Origin of the sequence: Halobacteriovorax sp. GB3 (assembly GCF_028649655.1) — a bacterium.
GTDB lineage: Bacteria > Bdellovibrionota > Bacteriovoracia > Bacteriovoracales > Bacteriovoracaceae > BSW11-IV.
On the sequence record NZ_JAQSLN010000003.1, the window covers coordinates 781,267 to 797,641 of the forward strand.

Consider the following 16,375-nt stretch of genomic DNA (forward strand, 5'->3'; position numbering starts at 1 on the left):
CTATGTTTAATCAATTTAATCTGAAAGGCACACATAAAATTAAAAAGCATCCCCTATTTGAAAAACTACGTTATTTTCAGACGGAACTTTTTTTTACCTTAGGTTTTTTGTTTGATATTTTCACTCTTGGTCGAATAGATGACCGTTTCAATATTTATGGCCAATCATTTTACTTAACTATTCTCTACTCTATTTTTACGATTCAACTTTTAGAAATAGAATTTAAAAGAGCTCTCTTTCAAAAGTTCGCCCTTTATCTAGATGATCTCCTTCACTTTTTAACGGGTTCTCTTTTGAGTGCATATAGTATTTTTTATTTCAAATCCTCATCTCTTTCTAACTCCTTTATTTTTATGGCCATCATTCTTGCCTTTCTCTTTCTCAATGAAACAGAATTTTTTAAAACGAGAGGCCTTAGCGTAAAGAGCATTCTCATCTCACTGTGTACGATTAGTTTTTTAACCTATTTCATTCCAATGACGATAGGCCGTCTCGGCGGGGATCTCTTCTTCCTCTCAACAACACTCTCACTAATATCTCTCTTTCCCCTTGCTTACCTCTTACACAAAAGGCGACAAGGCGATCTATTGAAAGTCATCTCTTCTTCATGGTGTGGCGTCATAATCATTTTTAATCTCCTCTATCTTGCAAAGATGATTCCTCCGGTTCCACTTTCTCTAACGAAGATTGGAGTTTTTTATAAAATAGAAAAAGAAAATAGTGACTACCTACTTTCTCAAAAAAAAGAATTTTTCGATAATATGAAATTTGGCGAATCGAATTTTGAATACAGAGAAAATGATCGCGTCTATTTGTATACAAGTGTTTTTGCCCCAAGTGAGTTTCAAGATACGGTCTTTGCAGTTTGGCAAAAAAAGATCACAAAGGAATTTGGCAAACCAGTGACAGAATCCCTTTGACCCTCATAGGAGGTCGAGTTAAAGGGTTTCGAGCAACGACTTACAAGTCAAATTATACACAAGGAAATTGGCGCGTTTTAATTGAAACGAGATCCGGCAGAGAGATTGGAAGAAAGTACTTTATGATTTCAAAGGCCGATGAGGAAATAGAACTCAAAAAAATAAAAGAGTAAGGGCCGAAAGGCCCTTTTCACTCGATTTAGATAGACTTTTTAGAAAAGAAATAATTAAAGATAAAAAAGATAAGCGCCAAGCTCACTCCAAAATGAGCAAGGTGATAAAAAAGGGTTTCGATATTCTCGAGATTGCCCTGTCTAATATTACTTTCAAAAATCCCTATTACATTTGTATGTGGTAAAAAAGCATAAAAACCAAGTGCAATAGCATTGATAATATTGAAATCTTTAAAGACCTCACCTATCCCAACATTGTAAACATAGGCCGAACTGTAACCATTAACCGCCCCTAAAAAGAGAACAAAAATAAATGTGGGAAGTCGACTAAACTTAGTCGACAACATAACTCCTAGAAAAATTGAAAAAAGTAATGAGAAAGAACTTAAGAAAAAGGTAAAAATAAACTTTGAAGAAAAAACAAAGTCAGAGACCATAATGCTTAGTCCCATCGTAGAATAAGAAAAAGTAAAAAGAAAAAAGCATAGACACATAAGCCATGCACCAAGAATTCTTCCTATTAAATAATCACGTCTTCTAATTGGCATACTAAGAATAAGGGGAAGTGTTCCACTTGAGATATCGTTTCTTACACAATTTATTCCAAGAATAAGCCCAACAATAGACGTCCAAACCGTTGTCGTTGTATAAACGGCATCGAGGATATAGGTGGCGATCAGAGCTGATGAGTCTTCATGAACGTAGTTTTTCATAAGAAAATTAATCGCCAAAAGACCAATGGTGATAATGACAAAACTCATTACCGCAAGAAAAACGACTCCACGATTTCTAAATTCATTCTTAAACGTATTTTTTATAATACTAGCAATCATTGCTGAACCTCTTTAACTCTTTTTATGAAATAATCCTCTAGTCCATCCTGCAATTGCGAATCATTCAAATATCCGTCAAAGAGAAGCTCCCCTTTATTGATAAGAAGAACTCTATCGCAAACCTTCTCCATTTCAGAAAGGATATGGGTGTTAATTAGAACAGTTGCTCCCTGCCCTTTTAGTTCAACAAAAAGATCCTTTACTTCCCTAATACCTATTGGGTCTAGGCCAGAAAAGGGCTCATCAAAAATATAAAAGCTTTTTTTAGAAGCAATCATTGAGGCAAGAGCAACTCGTTGCATTTGTCCCTTAGAAAGTTCTTTCATTTTTCTATGCTTAAGATCAAGGATTCCAAGTTTATCAAGAGCGCGATCTAAATCAGCACTCATCATTATCTCAGACCTAAGTTCACTAAAAAACTGAAGCGTACTTTCTACAGTATAAAAGTCATAGAAATTAAACTTCTCAGGAAGATAGGCAATCCCCTTTCTCATGAAATGGTCTTTGGAACTAACTCCTTCCAAAAGGATTTCCCCTTGATCTTGAAAAACAAGCCCCATAAGGCACTTAACAAAAGTACTTTTCCCGGCACCATTAGGTCCAATCAAAGCTGTAATTTCACCCTTATTAAGTTGGAAGCTAACATCTTTGAGCGCTTTTAATTGACCATAGGACTTCGTAAGATTATTGACATTGAGATGGGACATTAATCATTCTCACTTGAATCGATTGAACGTGGTTTTCTATTTTCATCAACAGCAACGTAAGTAAAAACCCCCTCCGTTACAATTGTTCTCTCTGTTTCATTGCGGCGAATAACCCAGGCTTCAATCTTAACGGCCAAAGAAGTATTTCCCTCTTTTACTGTTTCGCAATATCCACAAACGACATCACCAACTAAGACAGGTCTATGAAATGTCATTGAATCTACGGCAACAGTAACCGTTCTCCCCTGGCAGCGCTTACCCGAGTAAATACCGCCGGCAATATCCATTTGTGATAATACCCAACCACCAAAGATATCTCCATTAGGGTTTGTATCACCTGGCATGGCCAGAGTTCGAACACATAATTCACCTTTTGGTTGACGTTCAGACATGGTGTACTCCTATTTTTCATTCGATAAATATTTTTTACAAAGCTCGATAAAAGAGACAAAATCATCTCTTTTTGGGCCCTTTGCATATTTAAGGTAATTATACCTTCTTACTATCAAATACTCTATTTCTAAACGCTTAGAATTTTTTGATATCTCTTTCATATATAATTCATGGCCAAGGTTTGTGCTTTTAGTAACTCCACTATCCCTTTCAATCTTTCTCATCACTTTTTCAAAGACTCTCTGATAAGGAGCTTTTCTCCAGTTAAGAACATAAACAAGATAAAGGACGAGGAGCGAAACGATAAAAAAACTAAACATGAAAGAGAAGAGAACAAACTTTGAGGGTTTCTTGCCAAAGATCTTTGTCAGAAGCTCCATTTGGTTCTCTTTGTCGTAGTTAAGAAAGTAAGTATTTAAATTAAAATAAACGAGATCAACAAATAAACGCAATTCATTCAAAAGTGTATCACGAGAACTGCCAGTGCTTAGATTCTCAGAACTTCTTTGATAAAAGAAATTTGCACCCATAGTGATTCTTTCTGGTGCAATATATTGAACGGGATCGACTCTTTTCCAATGACCATCTTTTGAAAGGAACTCAACCCACGCGTGAGCATCGCGACTTGTAACGATGATATACTCTCCCATCGAATTATAGCGTCCTCCCTGATAACCGCCAACGATACGTGAAGGTATCCCCAAGACTCGAAATGCATAAGCAACACTAGCCGCATAATGTTCACAGAATCCCTTCTTTGTATTAAAGAAAAAATCCTCCAACTTATCTCCTTTCAAATCACCAGGCTCAAGAGAATACTCGTAATTGTTTTTAGCAAGATAAGATAAAACGGCCTTTACTTTTTTATTCCTTCCATCAAGCTTTGAGAAGGTCTCTCTAATAAAGCTTTTGAAACGTTCACTTCCACTAGGGATTTGAAGATACTTATCAAGATTTTCCTTGGCCGGATAATAAAGAAGGCCCTTGGATCGATGGCCAGTAAAGCGCAATTTTTCATCACGATAAGAAAAGAGAAGAAAGTTTTTGCCTGATCCACGAAACTCTCTGGCCGCGGAGAGACTCTTAATGCGATAGGTATCCTCTAATGTGAAGACGTGACCATTGTCATAATTATCAAAGCTAACTCGGTACTTAGACTCATTAGTGCCCCGCTTGAATTCATCTCTAGCAATTTTTCCTTGCTTCCATTTTAACCCTTCATTTTCATGATAAATTGTTCCACGCCAATAGAGCCCCTCGATCTCACTTGTCTCATCGATTCGAGCACGAAATACCGTCTCGTCACTAAGAGCTAATTTGGAAATATCACCAGGATTCAACTCTTTTGAAAATCCACTCTTTCCCTGATTATTCAGCTTCCCAATAAAGAAGCTATTCATTTGTAGTCGTGGAAAAAGAAAAAAGAAGAGCAATGTTAGAGGAATTGAAAACACAAGATACTTTTTCAATAGTCCAAATGTGTTGAATGAGTGTTCTCTCTCAAAACGAACTTTAACCATTGAAGCAAACATCAATGAAAGAAGAGCTAAGCAATAAAGAACAAGAGAGATGCTCTCAGTATTTAGCATGTGACCTACAAGTTGCAAGATCACAATAAGAAGAAAAAGAAAATAGTCTCTTCGAGATTCAATCTCAAAAGTCTTTACGAGAGTTAATAAGCTTAAGAGAAACACCCCTCCTTCAATACTTCTAAGAGTTCCATATTCAAGCCAATAAACCCCAACACTTACTACAAGAAGAATGTGAACAATATAAGAGTGAATCTTGTAATATTTCTGACTAACGAAAGAGAGAATTAAAAGAGCTAAAAGACATAAATTGATGACCAGTGGAGCTCGCGTGCAAAAAGGCAAATAAACAAAGAGACTAAAAAAAAGGGAGTACAAGTATTCTTTTTTCATACATCCCCTCTATAGCGAGCAATCTCAATGAGACATCTTTTTTTAAACTCTTCTCCCTTACCTGGGCCTAAAGTTCTCCTTCCAAATGAGACACTGAAATCTTGATCGACTTTGGTCATCTCAATAATTTGATAAGTTAGTTTTTGGAGCTTTTCTTCTATATTTCCAGAAAGTAAATCAAGCTGAAGATCTTTTTTGGGAGCGAGGTTCTTTGAAAACTCTTTTATATAGAGCTTTTCATTATATGAATAGCGCTTCCAATCAAGTCGACTTGACAGATTATCTCCTTGATACTCTCTTAGATGGGAGAATTGATCTCCTCCTTGTTTGTACTTACCTTTGAGGGATTCTTTTTCGATAAGATCAAATTGATCGTCTTTTACAGGCTCATTTAATACATAAATTCGATTAGCTAAACGAACGTAAAACCAGGCCCTAAAGAGAGAGAATGGAAAATCAGTATAGACTTTAATTCGATCAATTTTTAAAACCTTTCTCTGCCACAATCTTGGTCTGAATTCTACTTTTTTTAAGGAATCAGCTTCTAATAACTCTAATGATTCAACTTGAAGATCTTTTATATCAAATTCGAGGGAATAACGATTCTCTTTAGCATGATTAGCGAGAATCAATTTGCCACTATCCTGATATCCACAAATTAAAACTTGCTCATCAGAAAAATCAACATCAATATCTTTTAATGAAAAATTTGTTGAAAAACATACACAGATAAGAAATGAAAAAAAGAGAAAAGAAACGGTATAGGCCAGCGAGTTTCCGTAGGTCATGGCCAGAAGAAAGCAGATAAAAATTCCTCCACAGTAATAGAGACCAATCTTTGTTGGAAATATATATATCCGCCTATCTTTAACAAAAGATTTAAAAAAGAGTTTTCGATAAAAAGAATATTTTTCTTTAAGTGCTCTCATCAAGGTCTTACTTTAAGAACCATCTCTTTTACAATATTGATTCCATAGACAAGTCCTCTTTCAAAACCAACTCGATGACCTAAAACGTAAGGACAAAGCCCTTGAATATCTTCTAAAATAACATAGTCACGATCATAGAGATAGGCGCGTGCCTTTGCGGCGAGAATAAGATCTTTGGCCGCCCTTGTTGAAAGCGCAAAACTTTCTTCTAAATGATTTCTCCCGTAATCCATGAGATTTAGAACGTAATCATAGAGTTCTTCTTTTACATGGACTTTAAGAACTTCATTTTGATGAAAAATAAGCTGGTCTTTCATCATGACAGGTAGGACATTTTGAAGTCTCTCTTTTACATGAGTTGATTTTAAAATTTCTTTTTCTGCTTTTCGATCTGGAAGCCCCAGACTTATCCCCATGAAGAAGCGATCAAGTTGAGACTCTGGTAGTGGTGATGTCCCAATTTGTTGGAAAGGGTTCTGAGTTGCAAAAACTAAAAAAGGTCCATCCATTTTAAAGTCTTCCCCATCGATGCTAATGTGATGTTCTTCCATAACTTGTAAAAGAGCACTCTGCGTTTTAGGAGAGGCCCTATTTAATTCATCGGCAAGAACAAGCTCTCCAAAAATAGGTCCTTTTTTAAAAACAAACTCACCTTTGTTCTTATCATATAAATTGAAACCTAAAATATCAGAGGGCAATAGATCGTTGGTAAATTGAATACGCGAGAAGTTAAGGCCTAATAACTTTGAAACAAGCTGGACCAGTGTGGTCTTTCCAACTCCAGGAATATCTTCAATCAAAAGATGACCGCGACAGAGGGCCGCGATAAGGCTCAATTCGAGTTCATCATTCTTTCCAATGAGAATCTCACTGGCCTTTTCCATAAACTGTTGAAAATCGACTTTAAGAGGGCGTAACAAGAAAACTCCTTTTTCTAGACACTTGGCCTATAAATAACAAGAAAAACTGGCAATCCTTGTTGATTTAAGAGGTTAAAACTTAAATTCAATTATTTTAATCTTACCATAATTCAGGTTCTTATGCATTTTTGAAAAAGCTTACTTCGTCTGATGGTAAAAATCTCTAACAATAGAACTAACCCTTCTAGATCCATATTGAACGTCAGCGCCCTTGGAACTAGAACTCATGAAACTTTGCTCCTATGAAAGACAAAAGATGTACAATCACGAAGATGCTACTGCCCTATTTGGCGATCACACCAACACTTATCTCCTGTGCTGGACCGATGAGTCCATTTGGTGCGCACAATCCGTTTACGGCAAAAAATGTTGAGTATTTTGCTCATGATAAAACAGAGGCACTTCGCGATCTTTCTAGTGAGAGAGTTGCAAAAATTGAGTTCTATCCAAGTCATATGAATTATCACGACAAAGGAAGTGTTCAGATAAAAATCACTTCTCCTGTGCAGCTAACAGAAGAGTCTAAATTTCAAATATTCTATAATAATCTCAATGTAACGAGTGATGTCGTAAAGAAGTCTCAAGTCGAAATCTCTGCTGATGGAAAGCAATATCTTGTGACGATTCCAAGAATCAAGCTTCCGGCCCATAAAGGACACGACGTTTCGGTTCGCTTCATTGGAAAAGACTTTATTTTAGAAAAAGAATATCCAAGACCGACGTGTCGTCTCGATAAATTAAATCCCATTGTCGATACTTACCCATTCAATGTAAAAAAGAGTTTCATCTCTTCTCTGCAAAATTATGGAAAACAAAAAGAGCTCAATCCCTCTTTAATGGCTGGACTTATTGCTAAGGAATCAGGCTTTAATACAAAGGCCGTCAGCTGGGCCAAGGCCATTGGCCTTACACAAATCACAGAATTAGCAGAGTCTCATGTTCTGGATCAATATAAAAATTGGCCAGAATATCCAGACTTAGACAACTACAGTGTCGCAACGATTAAAACCTTAATTAAATTAGGTAAAGTTAATGAGAATAATGAATGGCGACTTAATAAGAGATACTCCATTCTCGGTGGAATCAGTTATATCCGCTACATCGAATCTTATTGGGATCGATACCCTGAGCATATCGCACGCTTTGGATTAACAGATTTAGTATTGGCAAGTTACAACTCTGGCCCCTACCGTGTACGAAGAGAAATAGAAAAACTTGGAGATTCATGGCTCCAATCCAACCAACTTAATGAAGCAAGAAAATATGTAAAAATGGTAAAAAGCTACTGCTACCATTTTTCAAATGGTGAGAGGTATTTATGAGAGAGAGACCACTTATTTATAATGGATTAAGTCTTTTTAACTTTATTGTGGCCATTGCAATCCCATTACAGATTGCCCTTATCTTTAAACATGGTCCTAATGAGTTTAATTATATCTTGGATAAGATTACATTCACAAATTGGATTGTTATGATTACTTGTGCAATGAGTTCTGTGGCCTTTTACCACGCTCATAAATCTTTGCGCTTCTTGATTCCTCTTACAATGGTTTCTGTCTTTATTAACAATCTCATTATCGCAAGATATGGAATGGATTTTTCGGCAGAGACGATTTTCTTTTCAACAATTATTTTTTTAGCAATTCAGGGCTCACTCTTTTTAGCAAAAGAGAGTAACCTCATAAGAAATCAACATATGCGTTGGTGGCTTATTCCAAAGAGATACCCAATACACTCAAAAGTTTTTCTCATTAAAGGCGAAGAAAAGATTCTTCTTGGAGAGACTTATGACATATCAACGACAGGGCTCTTTCTAAAATATGATGCTCACTTCAAAGAAGAGCATGTACCTGTTCTTACAACTGGCGAAGACCTCCATATAGAAGTTGATATAGACGAGCACGCCCATATTATTTCCGATGCCACAGTTGTAAGGAAGTCTCTTGCTAAAGGTACTTATCCCGCGGGTATTGGAATGAGGTTCAAAGATCTTTCAACCAAAGAGTATATTAAGCTCAATAGTGCGCTCATCATGGCGCACTAATTTTATCCTTCTCTTTTGTAAAAGCTAATATTAGCGCTGGTAGGACGACGAGATCGCAAACTAGCGCTATTGTTAGCACTAATGCGCACAGAATACCAAAATTAATATTGGGAACTAAGTGGGCAAACATAAAAATACCAAAGCCCGACACGAGAATGACAGTCGTTACAATGAGAGCAAAGCCTGTTGTATAGAAAACATTCACAAGAGCACTAAAACAATCCATCCCGCGACTTTTTAAATCTTTATAGTGCGAGAGAAAATGAATCGTATCATCTACTGCAATACCAAGGGTGACACTCGCCACTAAAGCGCATCCAACATCAATTGGCTTATTAAGGATTGTTAAAAGACCTCCTCCAATAATGATAGGAACAAAGTTTGGAATGAGGGAGAGAAGTCCCGTTGAAAAAGATCGAAAGATAATCATTAAAAGTACAGTGATAAACAAGAGCGCCATTCCCATACTCTTAAAAAAAGTATCAACCACATAACTATTCATTCGATGAAAGAGCACAGGTTTACCTGTCACTTCCATCTTCATATCCATTTCCTTGGCCTTTTTCTCAATCACCTCAACTTTTTCTAAGCTTTCTTTTGAAGACTGAAGATCCCAAATGAGACTCATGCGAAGAAGTCTATTTTTCAAATCGATTCTATTATTAATATCCATTCCTTGAGGAAGAGACATGGTATAGAGAAAAAGCTCCTGTGCGATCACATCTTTTTGATCACTAATTTTATAATGTGCCTCCTCTCCTCCATTCAAGGATTGGTTCACTTCTTTTAAGATATCAACGACACTCACAGCTTTATTGACATAATTTTCAGATTCAACCCACTGTTGAAAAGCTTCAATCTTCTTTAAAAACTCAGGTTCTTTCACTCCCTCCAAAGAAGAGGAATCAAAAATTAATTCAGGACCACCTGAACCTCCAAAATTGGATAGAACGAATTGATTGCTATGAGTTATAGGATCATCATCTCGAAAATAATCATAGGGATTAGAATTTACTTCATTTTGTAAGGCCAAGTAAAAAGCACCACAAGTAATTAGATAAGACAGTCCAATAACAAGATAACGAATTTTGTAGATAAAACGTAAATAACGAGCAATTTTGTCTTTACTCAAAAGGTTCTTATCAAGAACGCTCTCACGCGCTGAGTCCTTTGTTAAATACAAAATCGGTACAGCATAGAAATAGCTAAAAAAGAGAGCACAAATTGTCCCAATCCCCGCAAGTAGCCCAACATCTTTAACAGGAACGATTTCAGAATTCATAAGACTAAAAAAACCGATGGCCGTGGAAAGACTTGTAAGAGTGATAGGCCAAATATTTTTTACGAGCGACATCGTACAGGCTTCTTCTAATTCCATGCCCTCTGTCCTATTCTTATAGAACGATGCCAAGATGTGGACAGAATCAGCAATAGAAATTGCAATCAAAACACTTGGAAGAATGAAAGTGAGTGTATTGACTTTCAGTCCAAGCAGACCGATAAGCCCTCCAGTGAAAGAAAGACTTGCACCAATAATACAAAAGGGAATAAAAATTCCATTAAAACTTCTAAAACAAAATAAGAGATAAAAGAGAATAAGAAGAAGAAGTATGGGAACCATTTGCTGAATATCGCCAAATGAGAGGGCCTGAAAGTGATGACTTACAGAGGGCTGTCCTAGTAAGTGAATTTTCACCCCTTCGTTATTTTCAAATTCTTTTAGTGCCTTGAGAGCTCCTTCATAAACTTTATTAAAATCAGTCTCCTCTCCAGGGACATAGGCTAGCCTTCCATAGACAATGGCACTTTTAAAATCTTTTGAAACATACATGCGAGAAATAACATCATGATCTCGGGCCTGCTTTTCTCTTGAAAGTAGAATCTCACGATCATCAAGAGTGTCCAAAGGGATGAAGGGTTCTGTCATAATGTCATCGCCCTCGGCCTGAGTCCAATGGTAGTTTGTTAAAGACTCAACTCGAATAACACTTGGAATCTCCCACATCTTTTCAGTGACATCATTTAATAATTGAAGAGTCTTTGGATTAAAAATATTACTCTCAGTTTGCAGAGCAACAACTAAACTCTCGTCATTACCAAAATTCTTTTCAAATTCATTGAGAGAAACAATATAAGGGTCTGATTGGCGAAACCAAACTTTCGCTCCAAAATCAAATTCTATTTGAAAGAGAAATGGACTAAGCATTAAGATCAAAAAAAGACCGATAGCAAGATGTGTTTTTGGATAGCGAGTTGGTAGCTTTGCCAGATAGATTTTAAAATTCTTCATAGTTAAAATCTAGCATGAGCACTTTTAAATTTCACGAGTATTTTTCTAGACAAATCTTAAGATAAAAAAGGGCCTTCGAGTTGTATTTGTGGTGACAAGGGATACTCGAAGGCCCATGAGAGAGGGACTGAGCACTCAGCAAGCTAGAGTGCTAGTTTGTTTCTATTTTTTAATTCATTAATCACACGCTCGAAATGATCTATTGGATAAGCTCCGCGAACAGGAATACCATTTACGACAAAGCCTGGAGTACCTTGAATATTGAATTTCTTGGCCTCTTCCATATCTTGTTCAATTCTCTTATTCACTCGCTCGGAATCTAGATTCTTCTTAAGGTTTTTCATATTAACCCCAAGTTTTTTTGCGACTTTTGAAAGATACTTCTCGCCATTTTTAAGCTTGGCCTGATTGTTGAAAACTTCATCATGAAAAGCAAAGGCCTTACTTTCATCTTGAATACGAATAGCTTCATAGTATTTAGCAGCAATCATCGCCTGAGGGTGAAAGCTCAGTGGAAGATGCTTATAAACGAGTCGAATTTGACCTTTATAGCGCTTCATCAACTCACTAATCGTGGCCATACTCCTAGAACAAAATGGGCATTGAAAATCGGTATATTCAACAATCGTAATCGGAGCATTCTTATCTCCACGAAATGTTTCATCTTTTCTAATACTAGGTTTTAGAGGGTTTTCAAAAGACTGAAGAAATTGTTTCTCACGCTCTTGCTGCTCTTTAGCTGCTATATCTTTGCGCGCTTTTTGAACCATACGCTGGAAGGTTTCAACAAATTGAGTTGGATTTTCTTCCATGATTTTTGTGATAACTTCTGGATCTTCTTTTAAAATTTTTGAAATGCGCTGCTTTAAACTGTCATCACTTTCTTTACATGAGACCAGTAAAAGCGCCATTGTCATGATCCACATTTTACTTTTAGACATAGTGTCCTCCCTTTGCTCTTTAACGATTATGCCAATGAGAGAGGACTTCTATGTCAATTCAATGAAAAATAATTGTCAATTCGAGAATTTAAATCGGTATCCGATCCCGCGAACGGTCTCAATAAGCTCGTCTGCAAGCTTTTGGCGCAATTGTAGTACATGTGTATCAACAGTTCTCGTTGATGGATAATTCTCATAACCCCAAACCTTATTGAGGATTTCATCGCGCGAAAAGGCCCTATTAGGTGTTTCTGCTAGAAGTTTTAAAAAGTCGAATTCCATCTTTGTTAATTCAACTTTGTTTCCTTCAAAACTGACTTCTCTAGTATCAATATCAATCTCTAGTGTACCTCGGATAATTTTACTTGAAGGTGCAATATCCGAATGAGGAGCAGGATTTCTTAATTGAACACGCATTCTTGCAATTAATTCTCGCGGTTCAAAAGGTTTAGTCATATAATCATTGGCGCCTGTTTCTAGTCCAATAACTTTATCGATGAGATCGGCCCTGGCCGTAAGCATAATAACAGGAACAGTATTTCCCTCACCTCTTAGCTCTTTTAAGAAATCGATCCCTTGACCATCTGGTAACATCCAGTCCAAAACGACAAGTTCAATATCGCCATTCATCTTCTCTCTCGCTTGTTCAAGAGAAGTGCTCCAGAGAACGTCCATTCCTTCACCCTTTAAGTAACTCTCGAGTGAAGTTCCTAAGTTTTGGTCATCTTCAACCATCAGAACTTTGGCCATTTGATACTCCTAATCTTATCGATTCAAAACAACTTTAAACGTTGTCGGATTTTTACAAAAAATTAATTTCCCATCCATCTCTTTAACGACTTTTGAGACAATATTCATTCCAAGCCCTGATCCAGAGCTTTTATTCCCTTTTACAAACTCACTCGTTAACTCTTCAAGCGATTCAAATTGACACGAGCCTTGGTCTTGAACAGTGAAACTTACACTCTTTTCTTTCACTTCAACTTGGAAAAGAACAGGTACCTGACCATGATTGAAACTATTTTCAATTAAGTTCTTTAAAACAATAAGTAGCCAATATAGATCTACATGGATGGCCCTATCAGCGCCCAAGAACTCATAGCGAAAGTCATCGCCTTTCTCATCTTCAAAAGTAAAAACAATCTCATCGAGCATTCCAGCAATCGAAGGATACTTCTCTTCATTCAAATGGATAAGCTTTGAACTCTCCTGAAACTTTAAATAATTGCGACTCTTTTCCGTTAGACGCTGCAATCGATAGATCTCACTTGACATGCGTAGAAACACTTCTTGCATTTGATCATCAAGTTTATCAAAGTGCTTATTCATCTCTTCAATAGAAAGTAAGAGTGATGTAATAGGCGTTCTAAATTCATGAGTTAAAACCTGCAAGGCCAACTTCTTTCTCTCCTCTTCTTGTCTTTGGTTTTTAATTTTAACAAGAAGAAGACGAACCACAAGAACACAAATAACAATGAGTCCCACAAAGAAAGTGACTGTAGAAAAGTTAGCAAGTTTAAAAATATGCTTAACGTTGTAATCCCAACACAACTCTCCATCACGATAGAAACAAGGTCTTCCCTGCTTATAATTTTGCACCATAAAGGGAGAATCTTTAACAAAGCTATCGAGGTCCTCTCGATCGTAAAAACGATACTCAAGAATAGGCACAAGCCCAGGGTATTTGATTCTCGCTAGCAGATAGTTCTTTGTAAGAATTGTCCCCTCTCCACGCGAAAGGGAAACCATAGAATCATAATCCAACTTAACGAGAAGATCATAAATGCCCCCGAGACTTCCCACTTCTTCGTGGAGAACAGAAAGCTCAGTAATATGAAAAAAGCGAAGATGTGATCGCACCCAAGTGCGCGTTCTATTTCTCTCTTTATTTAAACGAAAAGCAAGATAGGCGTAACTTTGTCCACTTGGGTGAATAAAAGGAGCTATTTGAAAAAATGACTCTGGTATATGAGAGCGCTTACCGCAACGATACTCTTCCCATAACCAAACCTTTTCAAAACCAGGCTCGTTAACAAGAACTTCAAAGTCCTGATAACAATCTTCACTCGAATAGTAATTGATCGTCTTATTTACGCTTTCAGCAGGTGTCGTATAGAGAGGATCTATGAGTCGAATTTGGTGGCGTGAGTAATAAATTGAATTGAAGTTGATTATGGCACGAGGAGTGACCTTCTTTTGAAAGTCTAATTTCAACTCATTAATCTCGACAATATCTTGTAGCGTTGGCGTGTAAGAGCCTTGTAGAAAAAGAGCAAAATAACCTGTCGCGAAGGCCATTGTCACAGCTGTTAATATTAAAACCAAATACAATCTCAAAAGAAATCCCTTTAATCCATGTCACCTATGGAAGATCATCCCCTCTCAACAACAATTGATTGTCAAAGGGATGTCATTTTATTGTGAGTGATTAAAAATAACATAGAAAAAATAAGATGTATTGTCCCTTCATTGCGCATTTTTGCCTTAATTGGTATAAAGAGAAGCTCTAAAACTAATACAAAATAACGAAAGGATATTTATGTTAATTCTTGGTATAGACCTCGAAGGAATGAGTGAGAATCTCGTTGAAAATGGTGTGAATCTAGACAAAGATCGCGTTACAGAAATTGGTGCCGTTCTTTGGGATACAAGAATTAATCAACCCATCAAAGTCTATTCTGAGCTAATCGATGAAAAAGACCGTCTGCCAATGACTGAAGAAATCATCGATCTCACAGGAATTGACGATCAGCTTTTAGAAGAATGGGGTCTTAAGGGCGAAGAGATTCAAATGGCGCTAAATCGCCTGGCCATCATTATGAAAAAGGCCGATTTCCTCATGGCCCACAATGGCGAGAAGTATGACAAACCAATGTTAGAAGCTCTTTTTAAGCGCTTTGACGTGGCCTTTCCACAGAAAGTTTGGATTGATACAGTCTTTGATATTGAATACCCTAAAAAGATTCATCAAAAGAATATGGCCGCACTTGAGCACGCTCACGGCTTTATTAACCCATTCCCACATAGGGCCGTCACTGATGTTCTCTCTATGCTTAAGATTGCTTCACACTACGATTTTGAGCGTATGGCAACGCTTGCAAGCTCAAGCAAGGTTAGAATCGTTGCAAAATTAAAGGCACCTAATTGGAAAGATAAAGAACAAGTTGAGACCTTTAATAAGATTAAAAATCGCGTATCACGTGCTCGTTTTCAGTGGAATCCAGGTAATAAGACTTGGTCAAAAATGATTCATAAAGTTCTTCTCGACGAGGGAAGCATCAACTATGAATTTGACTGGTACGAAGAGAAATAGAGAACTCAATAGGGGCTTTTGATGTCAGAAGCCTCTTCTTTTCCTCCTCCCCCCTCAATACATCTGACGTAAACACCTAAAATAACGACAAACATGTAAGACTTTCATGATGTAAGAAATTGTCGGCCCAAACTCCTAACTCCCGTTCACAGATAGTGCTAAAACCTCTCTACAAATTTAGGGGAGAAGAACTTGAAAAACTTTATCTGGGCATTGGCCGTACTTTCAATGGGTGTACATGCAAAAGTCGAATTTAAAAATAAGACTGTGCAAAAGTTTGTAAATGAAAATTGTGAGGAATCTGACACTTGTTCACTGAAAAGCTTTACACTCAAATCTAACGACTACATCACAACACTAGGTGCAGATCGTTACTATGGAAGTCAGGCCCATGCCTTTTTTGAAACAGATAAAGTTTCAAATCTTACGGACTATGGTGTCGTTCAATTTATTAAAGGTTGTGCCTTCAGATCGATGAAAAATGAAGATGGAACCGTTAAAAAATGGCGTGGTATAGTTCGTGAGTTTTTTGGAAACATGCAAGTCTTTCATCACCCTGAATGGGTCATCGACTCTGTAGATGTCGATGCCATGTACAACAACTATACTTCTGAAGATAGACATGGGGCCCATAGATGGAACTCTAAAAAGTATTCTACAGAAAAAGAAACTGAGCACTACTTTTTAAATAAAAGGCCTACAAACCCAGTTCTCTACGTTCGTGACATGCCTTCAATGGGTTCTTACGACGATGTTTTAGGAGCTTCAAACGTAAGCCTACAGTTTAAAACTTGTCTCTATAAAACTTCTGATATACCTGAATCGACAACTCCAGACGATCTCCGATTCGCGCAACCAATCTCCTGTCTGGAGTGGTCGAGTTCATTCGTATTTAATCACGATAGCAAGCATTTTGAATCGCCAAAAGATATCGATCCATTCTGTTTGTAGTGAGAGGGAATGGGAGGTTGTTTCCTCCCTTTTTTTTCA

16 protein-coding genes are annotated in these 16,375 nt (G+C 37.1%); 6 read left to right on the plus strand and 10 right to left on the minus strand.

Annotated elements, in window-relative coordinates:
* Nucleotides 1-107: 107 nt before the first annotated feature.
* Nucleotides 108-920 carry a hypothetical protein gene (locus HBN50_RS10020; protein ID WP_273869612.1) on the plus strand — a complete coding sequence of 271 codons (813 nt, stop codon included), beginning with the start codon at nt 108-110 and terminating at the stop codon, nt 918-920.
* On the plus strand, nt 917-1,093 hold the full coding sequence (locus HBN50_RS17625) for a DUF2914 domain-containing protein (RefSeq protein WP_443135167.1): 177 nt from the start codon (nt 917-919) through the stop codon (nt 1,091-1,093). The genes HBN50_RS10020 and HBN50_RS17625 overlap by 4 nt, the downstream gene beginning before the upstream one ends.
* Before the next feature lie 26 nt (nt 1,094-1,119).
* Here the strand turns inward: HBN50_RS17625 and HBN50_RS10025 are convergent, their stop codons facing one another.
* Genes HBN50_RS10025 through HBN50_RS10050 form a run of 6 tightly spaced genes read right to left on the minus strand, consistent with a single transcriptional unit; the run spans nt 1,120 to nt 6,797 of the window.
* Nucleotides 1,120-1,926: an ABC transporter permease gene (locus HBN50_RS10025; RefSeq protein WP_273869614.1), complete on the minus strand. Its 807-nt coding sequence runs from the start codon at nt 1,924-1,926 to the stop codon at nt 1,120-1,122.
* Nucleotides 1,923-2,633: an ABC transporter ATP-binding protein gene (locus tag HBN50_RS10030; RefSeq protein ID WP_273869615.1), complete on the minus strand. Its 711-nt coding sequence runs from the start codon at nt 2,631-2,633 to the stop codon at nt 1,923-1,925. Before HBN50_RS10030 ends, HBN50_RS10025 begins: the two co-directional genes overlap by 4 nt.
* The gene (locus HBN50_RS10035) at nt 2,633-3,025 is read right to left on the minus strand and encodes an acyl-CoA thioesterase (RefSeq protein ID WP_273869616.1); all 393 of its coding nucleotides are present in this window, start codon (nt 3,023-3,025) and stop codon (nt 2,633-2,635) included. The genes HBN50_RS10030 and HBN50_RS10035 overlap by 1 nt, the downstream gene beginning before the upstream one ends.
* 9 nt (nt 3,026-3,034) lie before the next feature.
* Nucleotides 3,035-4,948, minus strand: coding sequence for a transglutaminase family protein (locus HBN50_RS10040; RefSeq protein ID WP_273869618.1), 1,914 nt, complete (start codon nt 4,946-4,948; stop codon nt 3,035-3,037).
* A complete protein-coding gene (locus tag HBN50_RS10045) occupies nt 4,945-5,880 on the minus strand; it encodes a DUF58 domain-containing protein (RefSeq protein ID WP_273869619.1) in 936 nt (311 codons plus the stop codon). Before HBN50_RS10045 ends, HBN50_RS10040 begins: the two co-directional genes overlap by 4 nt.
* Complete coding sequence (locus tag HBN50_RS10050; protein ID WP_273869621.1) at nt 5,877-6,797, minus strand: AAA family ATPase; 921 nt, start codon at nt 6,795-6,797, stop codon at nt 5,877-5,879. The genes HBN50_RS10045 and HBN50_RS10050 overlap by 4 nt, the downstream gene beginning before the upstream one ends.
* A gap of 242 nt (nt 6,798-7,039) precedes the next feature.
* Between HBN50_RS10050 and HBN50_RS10055 the strand changes: the two genes are divergently transcribed.
* The gene (locus HBN50_RS10055; RefSeq protein ID WP_273869623.1) at nt 7,040-8,119 is read left to right on the plus strand and encodes a lytic transglycosylase domain-containing protein; all 1,080 of its coding nucleotides are present in this window, start codon (nt 7,040-7,042) and stop codon (nt 8,117-8,119) included.
* Nucleotides 8,116-8,841 (plus strand): PilZ domain-containing protein, encoded by a 726-nt coding sequence (locus tag HBN50_RS10060; protein WP_273869624.1) that lies wholly within the window; start codon nt 8,116-8,118, stop codon nt 8,839-8,841. The genes HBN50_RS10055 and HBN50_RS10060 overlap by 4 nt, the downstream gene beginning before the upstream one ends.
* Here the strand turns inward: HBN50_RS10060 and HBN50_RS10065 are convergent.
* The 4 genes from HBN50_RS10065 to HBN50_RS10080 all read right to left on the minus strand — a co-directional run bounded on the left by HBN50_RS10065 (nt 8,828) and on the right by HBN50_RS10080 (nt 14,409).
* Entirely contained in the window at nt 8,828-11,131 is a 2,304-nt protein-coding gene (locus HBN50_RS10065; RefSeq protein ID WP_273869625.1) for an efflux RND transporter permease subunit, read from the minus strand. The two genes, HBN50_RS10060 and HBN50_RS10065, sit on opposite strands and share 14 nt — an antisense overlap.
* A gap of 143 nt (nt 11,132-11,274) precedes the next feature.
* Nucleotides 11,275-12,072: a DsbA family protein gene (locus tag HBN50_RS10070; RefSeq protein WP_273869626.1), complete on the minus strand. Its 798-nt coding sequence runs from the start codon at nt 12,070-12,072 to the stop codon at nt 11,275-11,277.
* A gap of 75 nt (nt 12,073-12,147) precedes the next feature.
* Nucleotides 12,148-12,822: a response regulator transcription factor gene (locus tag HBN50_RS10075; RefSeq protein WP_273869627.1), complete on the minus strand. Its 675-nt coding sequence runs from the start codon at nt 12,820-12,822 to the stop codon at nt 12,148-12,150.
* Nucleotides 12,823-12,837: 15 nt separating this feature from the next.
* Nucleotides 12,838-14,409 (minus strand): ATP-binding protein, encoded by a 1,572-nt coding sequence (locus tag HBN50_RS10080; protein WP_273869629.1) that lies wholly within the window; start codon nt 14,407-14,409, stop codon nt 12,838-12,840.
* Between the two features lie 202 nt (nt 14,410-14,611).
* Between HBN50_RS10080 and HBN50_RS10085 the strand changes: the two genes are divergently transcribed.
* Together HBN50_RS10085 and HBN50_RS10090 are read left to right on the plus strand one after the other, a co-directional pair.
* Entirely contained in the window at nt 14,612-15,385 is a 774-nt protein-coding gene (locus HBN50_RS10085; protein WP_273869632.1) for a 3'-5' exonuclease, read from the plus strand.
* A 192-nt stretch (nt 15,386-15,577) separates the two neighbouring features.
* Nucleotides 15,578-16,336, plus strand: coding sequence for a hypothetical protein (locus HBN50_RS10090; protein ID WP_273869634.1), 759 nt, complete (start codon nt 15,578-15,580; stop codon nt 16,334-16,336).
* Nucleotides 16,337-16,375 lie beyond the last annotated feature (39 nt).